Here is a 23,610-nt window from a genome sequence, read left to right on the forward strand (position 1 = left end):
ACGCAACGCTCATGGGACGTTCCCCGGCCGGAAAGATCCACGTTGACGCGGCCACGTCCGGCGCGGCGAGAACACCCGTATGCGAGTCGTCATCGTGACCGAATCCTTTCCCCCGACGTGAACGGCGTGGCTCACTGCGCGCTCCAGACCGCACGGCACCTCGTGGACCGCGGTCACACCCCCGTCGTCGTCGCCCCCGCCGTCGCGGGCGACGAACCCGACGACCAGGCCCCGTGCCCCGTCGTCCGGGTCCCCTCCCTTCCGCTCCCGGGCTACCCCCAGGTCCGCGTCGCTCTCCCCAGCCGACGTGTCACCGCGGCGATCACCGGGCACCGGGCCGATCTCGTCCATCTGGCCGGCCTCTCCGTGCTCGGTGTGCGCGGCATGGCGGTGGCCTCGCGTCTCGGCCTGCCGGCCGTGGCCGTCTACCAGACCGACCTCGCCGGGTACGCCCGCACGTACACGGGCGCGGGCGAGGCCGCGGCCTGGCGTCGGATCCGGTCCGTGCACTCGGCCGCCGACCTCACCCTCGCCCCGTCCGGCGCCGCGCAGAGCGACCTCCGGAAGCACGGCATCCCCAGGGTCGAACTGTGGCCGCGCGGCGTGGACACCGTCCGTTTCCGTCGCGAGCTGCGGGACGAGGCACTGCGCCGGCAGCTCGCCCCGAACGGCGAGCTGATCGTCGGCTACGTCGGCCGGCTCGCTCCCGAGAAGCAGGTCGAGCTGCTGGCCGGGACGAGTGCCCTGCCGGGAGTGCGGGTCGTCGTCGTGGGTGACGGCCCCAGCAGGCCGGGTCTGGAACAGGCCATGCCCGGCGCGGTCTTCCTGGGACGCCGAACCGGTGACGAACTGGCGAGGATCTTCGCCTCGTTGGACGTCTTCGCCCACACGGGACCGTTCGAGACCTTCTGCCAGACCGTGCAGGAGGCCATGGCGAGCGGCGTGCCCGTGGTCGCGCCCGCCGTGGGTGGCCCGCTGGACCTGGTCGCGCACGGGCGCACCGGGTTTCTGGTGCCGCCGCGCGACGCAGCCGCGGTACGGGAGGCGGTGTGGTCCCTGGCCGCCGACCCCGGACTGCGGGCCGCCTACGGGGCAGCGGGGCGCGCGATGGTCGGGGGACGTACCTGGGCGGCCGTCGGGGACCGACTGATCGGCCACTACACGGATGTGCTCGCCGGGCGCAGGACGGCGGTGGCGGCGTGAACGGGCCTGTGGGAACGGAAGCCCTGCCGGCCGGTGCGCCGGGCCCGCTCCTGCCCGCACACCGGCGGCTACCGCGTCCTTCACCGACGAGCGGCAAGACGAGCGGCAAATCGCCGCCCTGCCTGCGGAACGCGGCCTCGCCCCCGGACCCGCCCCTTCACCCGAGCCGGAGTCCGCCGCACCCACCCTGAGGGCGAGCCTGGGGGGCCGGCCACCGCCGGCACCGGACGGGTGGCCCCTCGGCACGCCGACCTGTCGCCCCAGCTCCTCGCGCTCGCCGCCGACGAAATGCGGCACCGCGTGCGGGAAGCGAGCATCCGGCTCGACCTGCGGACCTCCGCCGCGGTGTCGGCGGCATGGCCGCGCTGACGGCGGGAGAGCAACGGCCGGGTACCTCCCGGGGTCCAGGGACGCCGTACGGTGATGAGGCTCGCCGTACGGTGATGAGGCGGCCGGGCCCGTTCCGGCGTGGGTCCGGCCGTGCGCAGCCCGATGCGTACCGTGTCCGGAGTGGACCAGCCGTCGCGCGGCCCCGGCGGCACCCGTGGTTCGGAGCAGTGTGACAACCGTGACACCGGGGCGCATCTGCGTCGTTTGGGTCGTTGTCAGAGCGAGGACCTAGTCTGTGCCCCGTGACTTCACCTGCATCGACGGGCAGTGCTCCGCCCCAGCTCAGCGCGGGCCCGCGGCCCGCGCCGGGCCCGGCGGCCGACGAGGGGCTGGCCCGGCGGCTGCGCGCGCTCGCCTGCACCGCGCCGCTGCACGACCTGGACGCGCGCAAGGCCAGTCTGGCCGGCGAGTACTCGGTGTACGGCATGGCGGAGGTCGCCCTGGCGGCCATCGACCTGGTCACCCTGAACATGGACTTCGACACAGGTGCCGACCACGACCAGATAGTCGCCCGGCTCACCCCGCGCATCGCCGCCCAGGCTCCCCGCCGGCCGGCCGCCGAGCACGAGCGGGTGGCCCGCTGGGTCCTGGAGAACCTGATCAACGTCGGCAGCGTCGACCGCGGCTTCCGCGCGGTGTACGGCGTGTTCGGCGCGGACGGCAGCTATGTCCGCCGTGACTACGACTTCAAACTGATCGAGGAGGTCCCCGGCCCCGGCGGCACTGTCTACCTGCGAACCACGGACGAGGCGGTCAACGTCCTGGTCGGCGCCCTGGACACCGATGTCACCAGCGCTCAGATCGCCGCCGAGGTCAAACTCGAGGTGCTGATCAACCGGGGCAGGCTCGCCGACGCCCAGCTCGCCGCCGAGCAGGCCCGTTACCGGACCGTGCAGTACTCCGAATCGCTGCGCCGCGCCTTGGACGCCACCCGGCGCAATGTACGCGCGGTGGACTGGCTGAGGGCCGTTCCCGACATGATCGCCGAAGCCCTGGACCACGTCGCGGACCGGTATCGCCATGAGAACGCGATCCTCACCAACATCCGCAAGGCCCGTGACGAGTCGGAGGAGCCCGAGCACAAACGCAGGGCCGCCGAGCTGGTGGACATCGTCAAGGACTGCATCCGTCGGCACACCCAGCTGCAGTCCCGGCTGCTGAAGGCCGGCCCGCTGTTCCGGGCCGAACAGGACCGGCAGGCCTTCGCCACATCCGCTTCGACCTCGGGCACGGACCTCTACGGACACCTCCTGTTCCCCCTGCTCCCGCTGCCCCTGGAACAGGCGGTCCGGGTCACCGACGCCTTCTTCGCCCGCGGCACCGGGCTGCGTACACCGGTGTCCGTCCGGGTCGCCGACCTCGTCGACATCCTGCTGACCCCGGCGGTGGAGAGGGAGCACCTGGGCGCCGAGATGCCGGAACCCGACCTGATCGCCACACCGGACGACAGCCGCTTCACCGAGGAGCAGCTGGCGGCCGCGACCACCCTGCTGGAACTGCCGGCCGACGCGCCCCGAAGGCTGTCCGGACTGCTCGCCGAGGCGCGTCGCCAGGACCCCGAACTGCCGTACCTGGTGGCCCTGCTGGCGGTCCACGCGGCCAGCCCGCCGGTCGGCACCGCCTACCGACAGGGCGAGCGGCGCCTGCTCTTCGCGGTGGACGACGGTGTGGAACTGGACGACCCCGAGTTCGGCGGCGCCGACCTCATCGTCGGTACGGCCCTGCTGGACGCGGCGGGGATGGCGGCGGGCCGGACGGAGGCGGCCTGATGGGCGTTTTGCCGGACATCGGGGAGTCGGTGGTGGCCGCCGGCTCCGTACCGGCCGTCAGCACCGTCGCTGCCGTCGTCACCGTAGTTCGTCAGTGCGAGGAGGAACCGTGTCCGTGAGCGAGCATGCCGAGTGGAGCGAGGCGGAGCCCACCGTCGCACCGGCGAGCGCCGCCGTCACACCCGCCGACGCCGCCGACGCGGCGCGGCTCGTCGCCTTCGGCCTCCAGCCCAAGCTGCAGCCGGCCCGCGACCAGGAGTACGCGGACCTGCTGCGCCGCTACCGCGAGGACCCGCCGTTCGCGCGCCTCGCCGACGCCGTGGCCACCGGCCTCGGCCTGATCGTGCTCGAGGTGTCCCCGCGCGCGGGAATGGCCGTGACCGCCGCCGAGGACTCGGTGTTCGCCGTCCGCATGGGTGACTACGCGCGGCGCACCTCCGCCGACGGCGGCGACCGGTTCCTGCACGGGCTCGCACACCTCGCCGTCGCCGTCATGGCGTTCCCGCGTCCCGAGGACCTCGCCGACGACGCCTACATCGGGCGGGTCACCGTCAACGGCGTCGACGCCTTCGTACGCCAGGCCTGCCACCGCCTGGAGGAGCGGGCCGCGGAACAGGGCGAGAACACCGACCCGGCCAGCGACGCCCCCGGGCTGGAGACGGCCTGGCGGATCTGGGCGAGACGCAGCGCGACCGGCGCGACCAAGGACGCACGCCGGCTCGCGGGTTCGACCACCGGCATCGTCGCCAAGGCCGTCACGTTCCTCACCGACTCCGGATTCCTGCAGCGCACCGGCGACGACCATGGCGGCACCTACCGCACGACGGCCCGCTATCAGCTCCAGGTACGCGACCTGGCGGGCGGTGCGGCCATGGCCGAACTCCTGGAGCTGGGCGTCGTCCCGGTCACCGACGGCACCCCGACCCTGCTGCCCGCGGACAGCGGCGAGGACCTGGAACTGGTGGCCGACGCCGGTCTGCCGTTCCACTCCATCTGACCCATCTGAGCTGTCCCCCCGCCGTCCGTCCCCGTCCCTGTCGCCGAACCACCCCGACCTGCCGAAGACTTCGAGAGTCCGCCATGTACGAGCTGTCCCGGGTCCGCCTCTACTCCATCGGGCCCGCCGGTGCGCGCTACGCCGACACCGTGCTTGACCTGCGCGGTGTCGGCGAGACCGTGCCCGAACCCGCGCCGACGCAGGCGGAGTTCTTCGCGGAGGAGCCGGTGGGCCCACCCCGACGGCCCGCGCCCGCCGGGGTGCTCTTCCTGGAGAACGGCGGCGGCAAGTCCGTCCTGCTGAAGCTGATCTTCTCCGTGATGCTCCCGGGCCACCGCAACACCCTCGGCGGCGCAAGCTCCGGCGTGCTGCGCAAGTTCCTGCTGGCCGATGACTGCGGACACGTGGCGCTGGAGTGGCAGCACGTGCTGACCGGCGAGTGCGTCGTCGTCGGCAAGGCCAGTGAATGGCGCGGCCGTCAGGTCTCCAACGACCCCAGGAAGTTCGCCGAGGCCTGGTACTCGCTGCGGCCCGGCCCGGGGCTCAGCCTGGACAACCTTCCCGTCGCGGAGGCCACCGCCGTACGGCCGCCCGCCGACGGCCAGTCCGGCGCGAGGGGCCGCCGCCGCACCATGAAGGGTTTCCGGGACGCCCTCATGGAGGCGGGCAGGACGTATCCGCACCTGGAGGTGCACTGGGAGGAGACCCACGAGCGCTGGACCGAGCACCTCGGAGACCTGGGACTCGACCCCGAACTCTTCCGCTACCAGCGGGAGATGAATGCCGACGAGGGCGAGGCCGCCGGTCTCTTCGCGGTCAAGAAGGACTCGGACTTCACCGATCTGCTGCTGCGCGCCGTCACGGACACCCGTGACACCGACGGACTCGCCGATCTGGTCGGCGGCTTCGGCAGCAAGCTGGGCCGGCGCGCCGAACTGATCGCCGAACGGGACTTCACCGCCGGGTCCGTCGAATTGCTCGGCAGGATCGTCGAAGCGTCCGGCGCCCGTACCCAGGCGCGGGAGATCCACACCGCGGCCGAGCGCCGCACCCGCACCCTGGCCCGCAGGCTCTCCGCGCGCGGCAACCAGGAACGCGTCCGAGCCGCCGACCTCGCACAGCGCGTCACCGCCGCCGCCCACGCCGTCACCCAGGCCGGGACGGCGCGCGAACACAGCGCACTGATCTCGGCGGAGATCGCCTACCGGCACGCTTCCCTGGCGCTCACCGGGGCCGAGAAGTCCGCCGCCGCCCAGAAACGGGAACTCGCCGACGCGCGCACCCTGTATTCGGCATGGCAGGCCGCCGAGGCGGCGCTACGCCACCGCGCCGCCGCCGACCGGGCCGCCAGGGTCTCGGCCGCGATCCAGGAGGCCGAGCGGGACGCGGCACCCGCGCTGGCCGCTCGCGCCAAGGCCGCCGTCGACCTCGTACGCGCCCTGCACACCGCCGCGCAGAACGCCGAGAACCTCGCCAACGAGGAGGAGGAGCGGTCCGCCGCGCTCCAGGAGGTCAGCGACGCCGCCCACCGCGACGCCACCGCCGCCGCCACCGAGACACAGCGGGCCCGCAGCGAGATCGGCCACCTCAGACAGCGCCTCACCGAGGTCGAACAGGAGACCACCGAGGCCGTCCGGGCCGGATGGCTCGACGACAGCGCCCCCGACGCCGACCCGGCCCGCGCCGCCCTCGCGGCCAGCGACGCGGAGAAGACCGCGGTCGCCTCCTGGGACTCGGCCCGCGAGGCGGCCCGCCGGGCGACCGAGCACGCGCGCGAGGCCGCCGCCACCCAGGCGCGCGCGGAACTCACCGCCGCCCGCGCGGCGGACGCGGCCACGGCGGCCGGCCGCGCCCACGAGAGCGAACTCCGCACCGCGCAGGCCCTGGCCGCCGAGGAACGGTCGGCCGAGCTGCTGAGCCTGCCCGCCACCGACGCACGCCCGTCGGTCCCCCGGGCCCGTCCCGACACGGATGCCGAACCGGACGGCGACCCCGCCGAAGGCGCCCTCACCGCCACGGAACTGGACCGCTTCGCCGACGACCTGTGCGAACTGCTCGACGACGCGGTCTCCTCCGCCGAACGCCAGCTGTTCGAACTGCGCACCGCCGCCGCCGACGACGCCCGCATCCTCGGCGCCCTCGGAGACGGCGGATTGCTGCCGCCCGGTCCGGACGTGCTGGCCACGGTCGAGTACCTCGGTGAGCACGGCATCCCCGCCCTGCCCGGCTGGCGCTATCTCGCCCAGGCCGTCGACCCCGCCGACCACGCACGCGTGCTGGCCGCGCGCCCCGAACTGGTCGACGGCGTCATCATCACCGACCCGGACTCCCACCTTCGCGCCCGCGCGGCCCTGAGCGACGCCGCCCTTCTGCCCCGGTCCACGGTCGCCGTCGGCACGGCCGCCGCCCTGCTCGCGCCGGCCCCGGTGCCGGACGCGGACACCGGGGACGTCTTCCTCGTACCGCCGAACCCGGCCATGCACGACGAACACGCCGCCGACGAGGAGCGGCGGGCGCTGCGCGTCCGGGCGACCGCGCGGGAGGAAGAGATCCGCGCGCTGGCGGCGCGGCTCGCCAAGGACCGAGAGCTGACCGCGCGGCTCACCTCCTGGCGGACCGGCTGTCCGCCCGGCCGGCTCACCGAACTGGCCCGTGCGGCGCGCGAGGCCCGCGCCTTCGCAGCGGAGTCCGAGGCGGAACTCGCCGAGGCACGCGCCGTACGGGCGGAGGCCGAGGAGGCCGCCGCCGAGGCCGTCCGGGTGCGTGACGAGCGCCAGGAGGCCGCGCAGAAGGCCCGGCGCGCCGCAGACGCCCTCGCGGGACTCGCCTTCCGGCTGCGCGAGCGGGGCGGCTGGCAGGCCAAACTGCGGGAGTTGGCTGACGACGCCGCCGAGGCGGAAGCCCGCGCCCAGGCATGCCTGGAGCGCGCGCGGGCCGCCGACGAGGACCGGCGCGGCGCGCAACGGGCCGCGGACGACGCCCGGCGCACCGCGCGGGCGCTGCGCGCCGAGCGCTCCGAGATCGCCGGCGCCCCCGACGACGTACCGGAGGACGGCACCGAGGCGCCGCAGATCTCCTTGCCCGCCCTGCGTGAGGCGTACCGGGCCGCGTCCCAGGTCTACGAGAAGGTCGGCGTCGGTGCCGATCTGCGCGCCGAGCAGGCCCGCGCCGAGAGTGACGAGAGCGCGGCACGCGCGGAGCTGGACCGGCTGAGCAACAAGGTCCGCACCCGCGCGGAGCAGTTGCTCCAGTCGCCCGACGGTTCGGACGGTCCCAGTCGCCAGGCCGCCGCGGCCCGCGCCGAGGAGCTGGTGCAGCTCCTGGAGATCCGCATGTCGAGCGCGAGCGAGCAACTCGGACGGCTGCGCGGCGAGGCGGAGCGGCTCGCGCCCGAGGACGGTGAGGAACACACCGGGCTCCCCGAGGAGTTGGTGCCCCGCGACGCCGAACACGCACAGGCGCTGCTGCGGACCGCCACGGCCGAACTGGCCTCCCGGACGGAGGAACTGGACCGCACCAGGCAGGCCCACGGGGAACTCCTCGACGCGCACCGCGCCGCCGAGGACGCGGCCGGAGGTTTCGACGAGATCGCCGCCATGCTCCGCGACCTGCTGCGTGACCACGCCTCCGAGGAGGAGCCGGAGCAGGCCGATCCCTACCCGGGCAGCTTGGAGGAGGCCCGCGGCTCCGCCGCGGAGGCCCGCAGGTCACTGCGGGGCTGCGCCGCCGATCTGTCCGCCACCGAGTCCGCCGTGCGTGAGGCGAGCGACATCCTCGTCCGGCACGCCAACTCCACTCGCTACGAGCAGGTCCGCACCCCCGCGCGGCAGCAGATCCGCGAACTGCCCGCCTCCGCACTGCCCGAGCACGCCCACAAGTGGGCGGACGCCTTCGCGCCCCGGCTCAGGGTCCTCACCGACGAGCTCGAACAGCTGGAACGCAACCGGGATTCGATCGTGGACCGGCTCAGAGGACTCGTCGAGTCGGCCCTCGCCACCCTGCGCTCCGCGCAGCGGCTGTCCCGGCTGCCCGAGGGGCTCGGCGAGTGGTCCGGGCAGGAATTCCTGCGCATCCGCTTCGAGGAACCCGACCAGGCGACCCTCACCGAACGGCTCGGTGAGGTCATCGACGAGGCGACCCGCGCGGCCGTGCGCAAGAACTCCGATCTGCGGCGCGACGGCATGTCCCTGCTGCTGCGCGGAGTCGCGGCCGCCCTCCGGCCAAAGGGCGTCGCCGTCGAGATCCTCAAGCCGGACGCCGTGCTGCGCGCCGAGCGGGTCCCCGTCGGACAGATGGGCGATGTGTTCTCCGGAGGGCAGCTGCTCACCGCGGCCATCGCCCTGTACTGCACGATGGCCGCCCTGCGCTCCAACGACCGGGGCCGGGAGCGGCACCGGCACGCCGGCACCCTCTTCCTCGACAACCCCATCGGCCGCGCCAACGCCACCTACCTGCTGGAGCTCCAGAGGGCCGTCGCCGACGCGCTCGGTGTGCAGCTCCTCTACACCACCGGCCTGTTCGACACGACGGCACTGGCGGAGTTCCCGCTGGTCATCCGCCTGCGCAACGACGCCGACCTGAGGGCGGGCCTGAAGTACATCAGCGTCGAAGAGCACTTGCGGCCGGGCCTGCCCCAGGAGGCCACGGACGAGGAAGCCGTGCACAGCGAGATCACGGCCACCCGGATGTTCAAACGGCCCGCCCCGGCGAACAGTTGATCAGGACGTCTGATCATGCGGCCTCCGCACGTCACGTCGTCCCGGCGGGGTCAGAGACCGAAACCCATCCGCCGGGACAGCCCGGCCGCCGCCGTCGCCGTCCGCCTCCCCAGTCCGGGCAACACATCCGGAGCCATCCGGTACACCGGTCCCGAGACGCTGATCGCCCCGATCACCACGCCGTCGTGGGAGCGGACGGGAGCCGCCACGGCCACCAGGCCCAGCTCCAACTCCTCGAAGGTCACCCCGTATCCCCGTGCGACCACTGCGTCGAGCTCGTCGCGCAGCACCGGCGCCTCGGTGATCGTGTGCTCGGTGAACGGGCGCAGTGGGCGGGCGAGGACACCTTCGCGCAGGGCGGGCGGAAGGTGGGCCAGCAGCACCTTGCCGCTGGCGGTCGCGTGCAGTGCGGTACGTCTGCCGAGCCAGTTCTGCGCGGTGACGGACGCGGTCCCGCGGGCCTGCGTGATGTTGACCGCGGCGTCGTCGTCCAGCACCGCGAGGTTCACCGTCTCCCCCAGCTCGTCGGCGAGTTCTCGGCACATCGGAACACCCTCCTGCGAGATGTCCAGCCGCACGGCCGCCGCACCCGCGAGGCGCAGCACGCCGGCCCCAGGCGGTACTTGCCACGGTCCTGCGTCTGCGCCACGAGACCGCGGTTCTCCAGGACGCCGAGCAGCCGGAAGACGGTGGACTTGTGCACCGCCAGTTCGTCCGCGATCTCGGTGACGCGCGCTTCACCCTGCCGGGCGAGGATCTCCAGCACGCTCACGGCACGGTCCACGGACTGGACGGCGCTCGTCGCGCCCCGCCCGCCCGGTCCCGCCGCGTGCGGAGTGGGCTCCTCGCCTCGGCCGGGCTGCTTCTGAGGGCGGGGCATGGCTCGACTCTCACCACCTGCCGGCCCGTTCGGACCGTGTCTGCGGGCGACCCTTACGCGGCGGGCACCCGCCCGGACTCCTTTGCGCACAGCGCTTGCCGGTGCGCCCTGCGCAACCCGAGGGTAGCGAAGCGTCCGGGTCAGGAGTGGGACAGCTGACCGGTCCCGCCCCGGCGGCGTATTCGTGCCCGCGCACGCTGGGCGGACCTCTCCTTACGACGGGCGCGGCGCCGCTCGCGCCGCAAGGCCCGCGCGGTGCTGCTGGGCGAGGAAACCACGCCGTTGCGCTGGTTCCAGACCTGGCGCGTCACCCACACGTCGAGGACACCCCAGGTGGCCAGGATCGTGCTGACGACGCTGCTTATGACCATGGGGAAGGCCAGCCAGGACCCGGCCAGCGTGCACAGAAGGGCCACCATGGCCTGAATCAGTGTCATCGCGACGATGAGCACAGCCCGCACGGCCGCCGTACGCACCGGATCCGGCAAGCGGCGCCGCCGCGCGGGCTCCTCGGCCCACAATGGCCGGCAGTACGACCGTTGGCGCGCGTCTGTCTCTGCGCGGACGCCCTCGCCGGGGTCGCGGGCCGGTTTTCCGGGCCAGCGCCGGCCACCGTCGTCCCGGGCCTGCCTCGTCCCCGGCTTTCCGCGCCACGGTCGTCGACGCCTCGTCAGCCCTGGCCGGGGAAGCGTCACGGCTGCCGGTCGCCCCGGGCCCCGCCGCGGGGGCGCCGCGGTTCGACACCTCGACGTCCGGCCGCGTCGCCATCCGCGCCACCGCGCCGTCCTCGGGCGCCTCGTACCGCTCCACCGTGCCCATCAACGTGTCACTCCCCACCGCCGACAGTCCGCCCGCTCGTGTCCGAAGACCCGGTTCCCCAACGACTGCCCGGCTTGCACTGGTTTACGCCTCCCGGATGCGAGGCACGGCCCCTGCAGCCGATTCCGCCCCCATCTCCCACAGAGAAGGACGAACGGCACGTCACAAAGATTCCCGGACAAGGAAAGAAATCGGCCAACCGTACCCGCCGGGACCCGCAGATCGGTGCACCGGCCTCCCCTTCGCCCCGGAGGCAATCTCCCGTAATGCACGGACAACTCACCATGTCCCGCCGTCGGTGAGGAAGTTCGGATTCCGGAGAGCTCTTCGAGTTGGCCGCGGCTCGGTAGTAGGCTCGCGCCGTTTGTTGACGCACATGTGTGCCCCCAAGCGCCCGGGGGTCGAGCTGGGGGAGGCCATGCGCTTTCGCGGGAAGTCCGTCCGCCGGAAGATCGTGGCGTTGCTTCTCGTGCCGCTGGTGTCCCTGACGGCCATCTGGGCCTTCACCACCGTGCTCACGGGCCGCGAGGCAAGCCATCTGTTCGATGTGTCGTCGGTGATGGAAGAGGTCGGCTACCCCGTGGAGAACACGGTCCGTGTCCTCCAGCAGGAGCGCCGCCAGACCCTCGTTCATCTTGCCGACCCCCGCGCCTCCGACGGGCTCGAGGCACTCCGCCGCAGCCGAATCGCCACCGACAAGGCGGTCAGCGGCATCCGCGAGAGCGCGGCGGACCCCGATGTGCGCGAGGCGATGGGCCAGGACACCGAAGAACTGAGCGCGGTACTGGACTCCTTCGACGGTCTCGAGTCCCTGCGCCGCAGCGTGGAGGACGGCACCGTCAACCGCTCCCAGGCCCTCGACCTCTACAACCGGCTGGTCGACCCGTGCTACGTCCTCCTGGCCAATCTGCACGTGGTCGACGACGTCGGGCTGGACAAGCAGTACCGCGCCCTCGTCAGTCTCGCCCGCGCCCGTGAATTCCTCGCCCGCGAAGACGCCCTGCTCGGCTCGGCCCTCAACGTCGGCACGCTGTCCCACGCAGAGGTACGCGACATCTCCGACCTCGTGGCCCAGCGCACGCTGTTGTACGACGTCGGTCTGCCGCAGTTGCCCGCCGCGGACCGGGACCGCTACGAGAGCTTCTGGAAGAACGCGGTGTCCGCTCCGCTGCGCGTCGCCGAGGAGGCGGCCGTCTCCGCCGGCACCGGACCGCCCCACGGGATCACCGCGAAGAGCTGGGACACCGCCGCCGGTCATGTGCTCGAAGAACTCGGTACCCTCAACGACCAGGCCACCGACCGCTACCAGGACCGCGTCCACCCGGTCGCCATGGGCGTCATCACCCAGGCCGTCGTCGCCGGCGTCCTCGGACTGATCGCCCTCCTGGTCTCCCTCGTCCTGTCCGTGCGCATCGGCCGCGGTCTCATCCGTGACCTGCGGCAGTTGCGCCTCGAGGCCCACGAGGCGTCCGGCGTGCGACTGCCCAGTGTGATGCGCCGTCTCTCGGCGGGCGAACAGGTCGACATCGAGACCGAGGTCCCCCGCCTGGAGTACGACAGGAACGAGATGGGCGAGGTCGGCCAGGCCCTCAACACCCTGCAGCGCGCCGCCGTGGAGGCGGCCGTCAAACAGGCCGAACTGCGCTCCGGCGTCTCGGAGGTGTTCGTCAACCTCGCCCGCCGCAGCCAGGTCCTGCTGCACAAGCAGCTCACCCTGCTGGACAGCATGGAGCGCAGGACCGACGACACCGAGGAACTCGCCGACCTGTTCCGCCTGGACCACCTGACCACCCGCATGCGCCGGCACGCCGAGGGTCTGGTCATCCTCTCCGGCGCCGCGCCCTCCCGGCAGTGGCGCAAACCCGTCCAGCTCATGGACATCGTGCGCGCCGCCGTCGCCGAGGTCGAGGACTACGAGCGCATCGAGGTCCGCCGGCTGCCGAGGGTCGCCGTCACCGGCCCCGCCGTCGCCGACCTCACCCACCTCGTGGCCGAACTCCTGGAGAACGCCACGGTGTTCTCCCCACCGCACACCGCCGTTCAGGTCCTGGGCGAGCGCGTCGCCAACGGCTTCACTCTGGAGATCCACGACCGCGGTCTCGGCATGGCGGCCGAGGCGCTGCTGGACGCCAACCTGCGGCTCGCCGAGACTCCGGAGTTCGAACTCTCCGACACCGATCGGCTCGGACTGTTCGTGGTCAGCCGTCTCGCGCAGCGGCAGAACGTCCGGGTCTCCCTGCAGCCCTCTCCCTACGGTGGGACCACCGCGGTCGTCTTCCTCCCGGACGCACTCCTGACGGACGATTTCCCGGACACCAATGGAGTCGGCTTCCGACTCGAGCGGCCCCGGCGCGCCAAGGACAAGGAACCAGAGGAAAACCGCCGTCTCACGTTGTCCCAGGTGCCCGTACAACTGCCCGCCTCGCTGCTGGGCGGGCCGGTCGAACTCGAAGGCCTCGTCGACCTGGACGCCCTCGAGGCGCATCCGGGCGCACCGGGGGACGAGGACAACGAGCACGGCGGCCTGTTCCGCCCCCGACGCCCCCCGGTCCGAGCCAAGGACGAGCGGCCGGGCCGCCGGGGGAGCCGCATCAGCGGGCCCCCGAGAACGGCGACGGACCGGACAGGGACACGAACGGGCAGATGAGTGGCCCCGTTCCGCTGCCCCGCAGGGGGACCCCCAAGCTGGTCAGCTCCCACGGCCGCCCGGTCGGCGACGAGCACGTCCGCCGGGAGCGGACGGCCCGCGACACCGGCACCCCGTCCGCCCACCCGGGGCAGGAGCCCGCGTCCGCGCCGCCGGCCCACCGTCGAGGAGAGGAGCCCTCCTCGGCCCCGGAGCGGGGACAACCCGACGGGGAGACACCCCCGCCGCCCCTGCCCGCCCGTCGACGGGGCGCGGAGTCCCACCCCCGGATCGGCGCACGCGCCGATGAGCGGACCGTGAGCCGGGCGCCCCACGCCCCCGCCCGGGACGACGGCCCGCAGGCACCGGCCAGTGGCCCGCCCGGCTCCGACAGCACCCCGCAGGACGCGGACGGCCGGCCCGACCCCGGATCACTGCCCCGGCGTGTACGGCAGGCCAGCCTCGCCCCGCAGCTCAAACAGAGCACGCGACCACGGAACGAGGAAAGAACCCAGCCCGTCGAACGGGACGCGGAGGAAGTACGCAGCCGCATGGCCTCGCTCCAGCGCGGCTGGCAGCGCGGCCGCGACGAGAACACCGAGGTCGACGACGGCCCCGGCGGGACAGCACCACGAGGAACGACCAAGAATGACTAAGGGGGACGGTCGATGACCGCACCGAACACGACCGACCACGCCGAAGGCGGCAAGGGGGAGCTGAACTGGCTCCTCGACAACCTGGTGGGCCGCGTCGCGCGCATACGGAAGGCCGTCGTGCTCTCCGGCGACGGCCTCGCCACGGGGGCATCCAGGGAGCTGACCCGCGAGGACAGTGAGCACCTCGCCGCCGTCGCCTCCGGGTTCCACAGCCTCGCCAAGGGGGTGGGCCGCCATTTCGAGGCAGGCAGTGTCCGCCAGACCATCGTGGAACTCGACGAGGCCTTCCTGTTCGTCACGGCCGCCGGAGACGGCAGCTGCCTCGCCGTCCTCGCCGACGCCGACTCGGACGTCGGGCAGGTCGCCTACGAGATGACCCTTCTCGTGAAGCGGGTCGGTCCGCATCTGGACGCCGAACCGCGCACCGATCTGCCCTCGGGCGGGTAGTGGGATGACATGAGTGCTGACGGCGAGGGAAGAAGTCACTGGTTCGACGACGAGGCCGGACCGGTCGTCCGTCCGTATGCCATGACGCGGGGCCGCACCTCGAGTGCGGCCCAGCACCGCCTCGACCTGATCGCGGTGGTCGTCACCGACCCCGACGCGGACGACCCGGAGGCGGATCCCACCCTCTCCCCGGAACACGTGGACATCGTCGAGCTGTGCCGTGACACACCGCAGACCGTCGCCGAACTCGCCGCGGAACTCGACCTGCCGATCGGAGTGGTACGAGTCCTCGTCGGAGATCTCGTCGACCTCGAATCCGTCCAGGTGAACCGGCCGGTTCCCCCGCCGAACTGCCGGACGAGAGTATTCTGCGCGACGTGATCAACGGCCTCCGGGCGCTGTGAGCGGCGTGGAAGCGAGGTACTGACATGGCAGGCTGGCAGTTCTGGGTAGACCGGGGCGGCACCTTCACCGACATCGTCGCGCGCCGCCCGGACGGGCGGCTGCTCACCCGCAAACTCCTCTCGGACAATCCGGTCCTCGCGCCCTCCCGGCGCCGCCCCGGCGGGGCGGCCCCCGCCGCCGACGCGGCGGTGGCGGGCATCCGCGAACTGCTGGCCGGCTCCGGCGAACCCGTCGAATCCGTACGCATGGGTACCACGGTCGCCACCAACGCCCTCCTCGAGCGCACAGGCGAACGAACCCTCCTGGTCGTCACCCGCGGCTTCCGGGATGCCCTGCGTATCGCCTACCAGAACCGACCCGCCATCTTCGCCCGCCGCATCGAACTGCCCGAGCTGCTGTACGAACGGGTCGTCGAGGTGGACGAACGCATCGCCGCCGACGGCACCGTCCTGCGGGCCCCGGACCTGGACTCCCTGAGCGGGCCGCTGCGCCAGGCCCACGCCGACGGCATCCGGGCCGTCGCCGTGGTCTGTGTGCACAGCCACCGCCACCCTGCTCACGAGCAGGCGGTCGGGGAACTCGCCGCCCGTATCGGCTTCCCGCAGATCTCGCTGTCCAGCGAGGTCAGCCCTCTGATGAGACTCGTCCCGCGCGGGGACACGGCCGTCGTCGACGCCTACCTCTCGCCCGTGCTGCGCCGCTACGTGCAGCACGTGGCCGACGAACTCGACGGGGTACGGATGATGTTCATGCAGTCCAACGGCGGCCTCGCCGAAGCGGCGCAGTTCCGCGGCAAGGACGCCATCCTGTCCGGTCCAGCCGGCGGCATCGTCGGGATGGCCCGCATGTCGCAGCTCGCCGGCCACGACCGGGTCATCGGCTTCGACATGGGCGGCACCTCCACCGACGTCTCGCACTTCGCAGGGGAGTACGAACGCGTCTTCACCGCCCAGATCTCCGGCGTACGGCTGCGCGCGCCCATGCTGGACATCCACACGGTCGCCGCCGGCGGCGGCTCGGTCCTCCACTTCGACGGCTCCCGCTACCGCGTGGGGCCCGACTCGGCGGGCGCCGACCCCGGCCCCGCCTGCTACCGGGCCGGCGGCCCGCTCGCCGTCACCGATGCCAATGTCATGCTCGGCCGCATCCAGCCCGACCACTTCCCGGCGGTGTTCGGCCCGGACAGCGACCAGCCTCTCGACTCCGAGCTCGTCCGCGACCGCTTCACCACCCTCGCGCGTGAGATCCGCGAACGAACCGGCGACGACCGCACCCCGGAACAGGTCGCCGAGGGCTATCTGCGGATCGCCGTCGCCAACATCGCCGCGGCGGTGAAGCGGATCTCCGTCCAGAAGGGCCACGACATCACCCGCTACGCCCTCACCACCTTCGGCGGTGCGGGCGGACAGCACGCGTGCATGGTCGCCGACTCCCTCGGTATCCGCACCGTTCTCGTGCCACCCGCGGCCGGTGTCCTCTCGGCACTCGGCATCGGCCTCGCCGACACCACGGCCATGCGTGAACGCTCCACCGAGGCACCCCTGGAGCCCGCCGCCATGCCAGGCGTCCACAGGACCGCAGACGACCTCGAAGCGGCGGCCCGCGCCGAACTCCTCGCCGAGGACGTCCCCGAGGACCGGATCGAGGTCACCCGCCGCGCCCAACTCCGCTACGACGGCACCGACACCGCCCTCACCGTTGAACTGACCGACGCCGACACCATGCGCCGCGCCTTCGAAGAACGTCATCGCGCCACGTACTCCTTCACGCTCGACCGCCCGATCGTCGTCGAAGCCCTCTCCGTCGAAGCCACCGGCATCACCGACCCCCCCGATCTCTCCACCCTCGCCCCCTACCGGGGCCGCCCCACCGCTCCGCGACCCGTCCGCCTCCACACCGGCGGCACCTGGCGCGACGTTCCGCTCCACCACCGTGAGGACCTTTCCCCCGACGAGACCGTCTCCGGCCCGGCGATCATCACCGAGGCCGGCTCCACGACCGTCGTCGACGAAGGCTGGCGGGCCTCGCCGACCGACGGCGGGCATCTGGTCATGGAACGCGTCGCGGTTACGCAGAGTTCCGAGCTCGACACGGAAGTCGACCCGGTTCTGCTCGAGGTCTTCAACAACCTCTTCATGTCCATCGCCGAACAGATGGGCGCCCGTCTCGAGTCCACCGCCCAGTCCGTCAACATCAAGGAGCGCCTGGACTTCTCCTGCGCCCTCTTCGACCCGGACGGAAACCTGGTGGCCAACGCCCCCCACATCCCCGTCCACCTGGGATCGATGGGCACCGGAGTCAAGGAGGTCATCCGGCGGCGCGGTGCCACCATGCGTCCGGGCGACACCTACGCCGTGAACGACCCGTACCACGGCGGCACCCATCTCCCCGACGTCACCGTGATCACCCCGGTCTTCGGCACCGCGTCCTCCGGCACCGTGGACGATGACACCACGGGGGGTGACCGGAGGGTCCTCTTCCACGTGGCCTCACGCGGCCATCACGCCGAGATCGGCGGCATCGCCCCGGGCTCCATGCCCGCCGACAGCCGCACCATCGACGAGGAGGGCATCCTCTTCGACAACTGGCTCCTCGCCGAGAACGGCCGCTTCCGCGAGCAGGAGACACTCGGCCTCCTGACCGAAGCGCGGTATCCCTCCCGCAACCCGCAGACCAACCTCGCCGACCTGCGCGCCCAGATCGCCGCCAACCAGAAGGGTGTCGACGAGGTCGGACGCATGATCGAGAACTTCGGCCTCGACGTGGTCCAGGCGTACATGCGGCACGTCCAGGACAACGCCGAGGACGCGGTACGACGCGTCATCGACGCCCTCGACGACGGCGAGTACACCTACGAAACCGACTCGGGCGCGGCCATCCGCGTGCGCGTGCGCGTCGACCGCGAGAACCGCTCCGCGACCATCGATTTCACCGGCACCACGGCACAGCTCCCCACCAACTTCAACGCCCCCTACTCCGTCGTCAACGCGGCCGTCCTGTACGTCTTCCGGACCCTGGTCGCCGACGACATCCCGCTCAACGACGGCTGTCTGCGCCCTCTGCGCATCATCGTGCCGCCCGGCTCCATGCTGGCGCCCCTGCCCCCGGCAGCCGTCGTCGCGGGCAATGTGGAGACCTCCCAGAGCATCACCGGCGCTCTCTACGCGGCGCTCGGCATCCAGGCCGAGGGCTCCGGCACCATGAACAACGTCACCTTCGGCAACGCCCGCCACCAGTACTACGAGACCGTCGCTTCCGGCTCGGGTGCGGGAGAGGGCTTCCCCGGAGCGTCCGTCGTGCAGACCCACATGACCAACTCGCGGCTCACCGACCCCGAGGTCCTGGAGTGGCGACTGCCCGTCCGCCTCGAGGAGTTCGCCGTGCGCGCGGGCAGCGGCGGCGCGGGACGGTGGCGCGGCGGGGACGGAGCGGTCCGCCGCATCCGGTTCCTGGAACCCATGACCGTCTCCACGCTGTCCCAGCACCGCAGGGTCCCTCCGTACGGCATGGCGGGCGGCGCGCCCGGCGCGCTCGGCACCAACCGGATCGACCATGCGGACGGCAGCGTCACCGAGCTCGGCGGAAGCGACTCGGCGGACGTCCGCGCCGGCGACGTACTCGTCATCGAAACCCCCGGCGGTGGAGGATACGGTCCACCGCCCGATCCCCACCGAGCAGGAGAGAAGAACGATGATCTTCGGGCGTTCTGAGCGCGGCAAGCCCCCGGTCGAGCCCGTCACGCTCAAGATCCTGGTGGCCGGTGGCTTCGGCGTGGGCAAGACCACGCTCGTCGGAGCGGTCAGCGAGATCAGGCCGCTGCGCACCGAGGAACTGCTCACCGAGGCCGGGCGCCCGGTCGACGACCTCAGCGGCGTGGAGGCGAAGAACACCACCACCGTGGCCATGGACTTCGGCCGCATCACGCTCCGCGAGGATCTGGTGCTGTACCTCTTCGGGACTCCCGGCCAGGAGCGGTTCTGGTTCATGTGGGACGAGCTCGCCGAGGGCGCCCTCGGGGCTGTAGTGCTCGCCGACACCCGGCGGTTGGAGGACTGCTTCGCGGCCGTCGACTACTTCGAGCGGCGCTCCATACCGTTCCTTGTCGGCGTCAACTGCTTCGAGGGAGCACCGCGTCACCCGCTCGAAGACGTCCGCCGGGCCCTCGACCTCGACGCGAACGTACCGCTCGTGATGGGCGATGCCCGTGACCGCGAGTCGGTCAAGGAGGTGCTCATCGGTGTCGTCCAGCATGCCATGGCACAGGCGGCCCAGCGCCGCCAGGCCGTCACCGTCTGAAGTGCGCCCGGACGTGTCAAGTGCTCCCGCCGGCCGGAGTGCGGGACACGGGCCCCGGAACGGCCGGCACGCGTGGCTGACGCCACGCGTGCCGGCCGAAGCTCTTCTCCACCGCCTTGCGCCAGTTGTGGTACTCGCGGTCCCGCACCGACGCCTCCACGGCCGGTGTCCACTTGGCGTCCTGCCGCCAGCGCGACGTGAGTTCGTCGAGGCCGTCCCACACCCTCGTGGTCAGCCCGGCCACGTGGGAAGGCGAAGCGAAGACTGTCCGTCCAGGAGCGTACGGGAGCATGGTGGCGCCGTTCAGGTCCGCCCGAGTCCAGTTCGCGCGACGTTCACACAGGATTCCGTCGCGATCACCCGGCGACTCCTGACAGACCGCCAGGACTGTGTCACGGGTGGCCGGAGAAAGGCAGGGTGCTTCCCGACGGATCCCACACCTGATAGACGCAGGAGACATGACACGACTCTCCGCCGCGGTACGCGCCTTGTTCACCGCGCTCGCCGCCCTGACGGCCACGACCATCGTCTCTGCCCCCGCCGCATCCGCTCCGGCGAAGCCGGAGCCCAAGGCACCCAAGGACTTCGTGGCGCTGAACAGCGTGGACCCGACGATCATCCAGGAGATGCGCTACTTCACCCCGCACAACTTCGTGGGCGAGCGCATCGACGGCTACCGGCAACCCCTGTGCATCCTCACCCGCCCCGCAGCCCGGGCCCTCCACGAGGCCCAGCGCAAGCTGCTGCGCCAGGGCTACTCCCTCAAGGTGTACGACTGCTACCGGCCGCAACGCGCCGTGGACCACTTCGTGCGCTGGGCGAAGGATCTCGACGACCAGGCGATGAAGGGGGAGTTCTACCCGAACGTCGACAAGAACCGGCTGTTCGCCGACGGCTACATCGCGGAGAAGTCCGGCCACAGCCGCGGCTCGACCGTGGACCTCACCGTCGTACGGCTCCCCGCCGACCCGACCCGGCCGTACCACCCAGGACAGCCCCTCACCCCCTGCTTCGCAGCCAAGGACCAGCGGTTCCCCGACAACTCGGTCGACATGGGCACCGGCTACGACTGCTTCGACACGCTCAGCCATACCCTCGACCCCCGCATACAGGGCGAACAGCGGGCCAACAGGCTGCTCCTCAAAGGCACCCTGGAGAGCCTCGGCTTCGTGAACCTGGCCGAGGAATGGTGGCACTACACCTTCGAGCCGGAGGCTCACCCGGACATCTACTTCGACTTCCCGGTGTCCCGCGGGTCGCTCACCGATCACCACTGAGCGCTCCCCCGAAGCCGCCTGGTGAGCGGCCCCCGGAAGACGCGCCCGCCGTGATCGGCTACAGTCCGCGCGTGCCCAGGAACCGAACCCCCGGCCCGGCCCTCGACCCTGTGCCGGACTCCCACTGTTCGAGCTGCGGCACGCCCTTCGGAGCGGGCGTCTCCGGCTGGCCCCGGGACTGCCCGGCATGCGGCGCCGTCGCCTATCGCAACCCACTGCCGGTCGCGGTCGCCCTCCAACCCGTTTACGACACGAAAGGGACCGCCCTGGTCGTCATCACCCGGTCGATCGCCCCCGCGCGCGGAGGCACGGCCCTGCCCGGTGGGTACATCGACGACCGGGAGGACTGGCGTCAGGCCGTCGTACGCGAACTCCGGGAGGAGACCGGCATCGACGCGGCGAGCCGGGAGGTGCGACTCGCGGACGCCATGAGCTCGCCCGACGGACACCTCCTGCTGTTCGGTCTCCTCCCGGAACGTCCCGCGGAAGGCCTGCCATCCTCCGCCGCCACGGACGAGACGGAAGGATGGCACCTGCTGCGCCGCGCGGAGGAACTCGCCTTCCCGCTGCACACGCGGGCCGCGCGCGCCTGGTTCGAGGGCCGATACGTCTGAGTCCAGGCCCGCCCCGGTCCGAGCCGGCGTGGCTCAGTGCGGCTCGAGGCCGGGCTCGGCCTCGAGCCCGCGCACGCGCACCGGGTAGGGCAACTCGCGGGCGCCGTCCGCACCCTCCCGCTCGACGACGATCCGGGCTCCCGCCCAGCGGACGCTGTACCGTTCGATCTCCGGTTCCTCCCAGCCGTCGCCGACATCCGCGACGACCGTCCCGCCCCCGGTCCGTCCCCTCACAGGCGCCCACACCTCCAGTTCCAGCCCACCGTCCTCCCCGCGCACGGGAATCACGGCGCCCGCGTGGGCGAACACCGGAATGCGGTCCAGGGGCGCGTCGACCAGCACCTGGGCGGGCCCGTCGTACGCCCGTCCCGTAGCCGTCTCGTACCAGCGCCCGCCGGGCAGCCGCACCTTTCGCCGTTCCACCCCCGGACCCAGCACCGGTGCCACCAGCAGGCAGTCACCCAGCAGGAAGGCGTCCTCGCAGTCGCGCAACGCGCGCTCCTCCGGCGCCGACCACCACAGCGGCCGCACATAGGGAGCTCCGGTGCGCCTGGCCAGATGCGCCAGTGTCACGAAGTACGGCTGCAGCCGGCGACGCTCGACGAGGGCCACGCGCGCGTGCCGCAACACCTCGGCACCGGACTCCCACGGCTCCTTGCTCCCCGCCCCCGCACCCGCGTGCGTGCGGAACAGCGGCAGATGAGCGCCCAGCTGGAGCCACCGCAGATACAGCTCCGCGGACGCGTCCCCGTCGAACCCGCCGACATCCGGCCCCGAATACGGAACACCGCACAACCCGAGCCCCATCACCAGGGCCAGGGACGCTCGCAGTCCGGGCCAACCCGTGGCCACCTCCCCCGGCCACGTCCCTCCGTAGCGCTGCATACCGACCCACCCCGAGCGCGAGAACACGAACGGCCGCTCATGCGGCGCCAGTGTCCGCAGTCCCTCGTAGGCCGCCCTGGCCATGCACAGCGCGTACACGTTGTGCGCCTCACGGTGATCACCACCCTGCCCGTCCAGGACGTGCCGTGCCGAGCGGGGGAGCGTCGACTCCCCGAACGCGGTGAACGACGTCGGCTCGTTCATGTCGTGCCAGAAACCCGCGAAACCCTGCTCCAGTCGCTCCGTGTACAGACCGCCCCACCACTGGCGCACGCGCGCGTGTGTGAAGTCCGGAAACACCACGTTCCCAGACCAGGAAACACCCCGGACGAGCTCTCCCGAGGCGTCCCGCACGAACGCGTCCTGCGCCGCCCCCGAGTCGTGCACGGCATTGCCGCTCTCGGCAGCGACCGCGGGACCGACGACCGACACCAGCCGGATCCCGTCCCGCCGCAGCTCTTCGGCGAGCGCCGGCAACTTCGGGAACCGTTCCTGGTCGACGGTGAACGCCTGGTGCGCGTCGTAGTGGTCGATGCCCAGGTGTACGGCGTCGAGGGGCAGCCCGTGCTCCCGGTAGCAGGCGACGACCCGCCGCACCTCCTGCTCGCCCCCCTGACCCCACCGCGCGTGATGATGACCGAGGGCCCACACGGGCGGCAGCGCGGGCGCACCGGTCAGCGATCCCCAGGTGAGCAGCACCCGCGCGGGAGTGCCCACCATCACCCAGCAGCGCAGCGGACCCCCGTCCATCCGCAGCGCACTCGTCCCGGCCCGGTCGTGCCCGGAGCCGACGCCCTCCGCACCCTCCCGCAGTGTCACCGTGCCGTCCCACGAACTGTCGTGGAACGCGAGATGCGTGCCCGCGTCGGCCACCACCAGCTGCACCGGCATCGTGAGGGGGAGCGGATCGTCACCGGGCCCGAAAGCGCGACCGGGACCCGTATTCCACAGCCGGTAGGTGCCGTCCCGCAGCCACGGCCCGGAGGCACGCCCCCCGAGCCCGAAGAACCGGGCGTCGGCCCGTACCTCCGACCGCTGCATCCAGCGCGCCGTGCCACCTCCTACCGGCTCCCACCAGCGCGGCGGCAGATCGCGCCGCAGAGCCACGCCTCCCGGGGTGAGCACCTCCACCGAGCCGAGCCGGGAGACGGCGACCGTCACCCGCTCGGCGACCACACGCCAGCCGCCGTCCGTGTCCGGCTCCAGCACCGCCCGCGGATCCGGCTCGGGACAGCGGCCGGCCAGCGCGTACGACGGCTCGGGAGTTGCCCCGTCCCAACCCCAGAAGACGGCACCGTTCACAGTGACGAGGATCCGGAGCTCGGAGCGGCCGAACCGGACGACGCCGCCCCCGGGCCCCGGCTCCGCCTCCCGCACCTGTCCGGGCGTCCGTGCGCGCTCCGTCCCCCGGGGTGGCAGCCCGGTGGCGTCGGCCCGTCGCCTGCGCCACGCTGCCCGTACGGTACGCAACCCCCGTACCGCGCCCACCGAGCCGACCGATCTCACCGAACGCACCAGGTCACGACCGTCCATGGTGCTCACCCTGCCATTGCGCGCACCTCACACGAGTGTCGTTCAACTGTCGTTCACCCATGATCGGGCCACATCCTCACGACGTGGGCCATGTG

At 72.3% G+C, this 23,610-nt stretch carries 11 protein-coding genes and 5 pseudogenes; 12 read left to right on the top strand and 4 right to left on the bottom strand.

The window, feature by feature from the left end:
* The first annotated feature begins 79 nt into the window (after positions 1–79).
* From WJ438_RS33375 to WJ438_RS33395, 5 genes and pseudogenes are all read left to right on the top strand, one after another.
* Positions 80–1,203, top strand: a pseudogene (locus WJ438_RS33375) (glycosyltransferase family 4 protein).
* A gap of 231 nt (positions 1,204–1,434) precedes the next feature.
* Positions 1,435–1,572, top strand: a complete 138-nt coding sequence (locus WJ438_RS33380) for a hypothetical protein (RefSeq protein ID WP_406728511.1) — start codon at positions 1,435–1,437, stop codon at positions 1,570–1,572.
* Positions 1,573–1,835: 263 nt separating this feature from the next.
* Positions 1,836–3,362, top strand: a complete 1,527-nt coding sequence (locus WJ438_RS33385; protein WP_406728512.1) for a hypothetical protein — start codon at positions 1,836–1,838, stop codon at positions 3,360–3,362.
* A 115-nt stretch (positions 3,363–3,477) separates the two neighbouring features.
* Positions 3,478–4,359: a hypothetical protein gene (locus tag WJ438_RS33390; RefSeq protein ID WP_406728513.1), complete on the top strand. Its 882-nt coding sequence runs from the start codon at positions 3,478–3,480 to the stop codon at positions 4,357–4,359.
* Between the two features lie 83 nt (positions 4,360–4,442).
* Entirely contained in the window at positions 4,443–9,077 is a 4,635-nt protein-coding gene (locus tag WJ438_RS33395) for a hypothetical protein (protein ID WP_406728514.1), read from the top strand.
* A 50-nt stretch (positions 9,078–9,127) separates the two neighbouring features.
* Here the strand turns inward: WJ438_RS33395 and WJ438_RS33400 are convergent.
* Both WJ438_RS33400 and WJ438_RS33405 read right to left on the bottom strand, forming a co-directional pair.
* Positions 9,128–9,957: pseudogene (locus WJ438_RS33400) on the bottom strand (IclR family transcriptional regulator).
* Positions 9,958–10,097: 140 nt separating this feature from the next.
* A complete protein-coding gene (locus WJ438_RS33405) occupies positions 10,098–10,394 on the bottom strand; it encodes a hypothetical protein (RefSeq protein WP_406728515.1) in 297 nt (98 codons plus the stop codon).
* Positions 10,395–11,194: 800 nt separating this feature from the next.
* Between WJ438_RS33405 and WJ438_RS33410 the strand changes: the two are divergent.
* From WJ438_RS33410 to WJ438_RS33430, 5 genes and pseudogenes are all read left to right on the top strand, one after another.
* Positions 11,195–14,058, top strand: a pseudogene (locus WJ438_RS33410) (nitrate- and nitrite sensing domain-containing protein).
* Between the two features lie 12 nt (positions 14,059–14,070).
* A complete protein-coding gene (locus tag WJ438_RS33415) occupies positions 14,071–14,505 on the top strand; it encodes a roadblock/LC7 domain-containing protein (RefSeq protein ID WP_406728516.1) in 435 nt (144 codons plus the stop codon).
* 9 nt (positions 14,506–14,514) lie between these two features.
* Positions 14,515–14,909, top strand: a pseudogene (locus tag WJ438_RS33420) (DUF742 domain-containing protein).
* A gap of 24 nt (positions 14,910–14,933) precedes the next feature.
* Positions 14,934–18,620, top strand: a complete 3,687-nt coding sequence (locus WJ438_RS33425; protein ID WP_406728517.1) for a hydantoinase B/oxoprolinase family protein — start codon at positions 14,934–14,936, stop codon at positions 18,618–18,620.
* Complete coding sequence (locus WJ438_RS33430) at positions 18,601–19,206, top strand: GTP-binding protein (protein ID WP_406728518.1); 606 nt, start codon at positions 18,601–18,603, stop codon at positions 19,204–19,206. Before WJ438_RS33425 ends, WJ438_RS33430 begins: the two co-directional genes overlap by 20 nt.
* Positions 19,207–19,222: 16 nt before the next feature.
* Here the strand turns inward: WJ438_RS33430 and WJ438_RS33435 are convergent.
* Positions 19,223–19,450: pseudogene (locus WJ438_RS33435) on the bottom strand (hypothetical protein); the annotation flags it as partial.
* A gap of 214 nt (positions 19,451–19,664) precedes the next feature.
* Here WJ438_RS33435 and WJ438_RS33440 point away from each other — a divergent pair.
* The gene (locus WJ438_RS33440) at positions 19,665–20,483 is read left to right on the top strand and encodes a M15 family metallopeptidase (protein ID WP_406728519.1); all 819 of its coding nucleotides are present in this window, start codon (positions 19,665–19,667) and stop codon (positions 20,481–20,483) included.
* A gap of 71 nt (positions 20,484–20,554) precedes the next feature.
* Positions 20,555–21,097 (top strand): NUDIX domain-containing protein, encoded by a 543-nt coding sequence (locus WJ438_RS33445; protein WP_406728520.1) that lies wholly within the window; start codon positions 20,555–20,557, stop codon positions 21,095–21,097.
* A gap of 33 nt (positions 21,098–21,130) precedes the next feature.
* Here WJ438_RS33445 and WJ438_RS33450 read toward each other — a convergent pair whose 3' ends face one another.
* Entirely contained in the window at positions 21,131–23,515 is a 2,385-nt protein-coding gene (locus tag WJ438_RS33450) for a TIM-barrel domain-containing protein (protein WP_406728521.1), read from the bottom strand.
* Between the last annotated feature and the right edge of the window lie 95 nt (positions 23,516–23,610).

Origin of the sequence: Streptomyces sp. GD-15H, assembly GCF_045291515.1 — a bacterium.
In the GTDB taxonomy this organism is placed as follows: Bacteria; Actinomycetota; Actinomycetes; order Streptomycetales; family Streptomycetaceae; genus Streptomyces.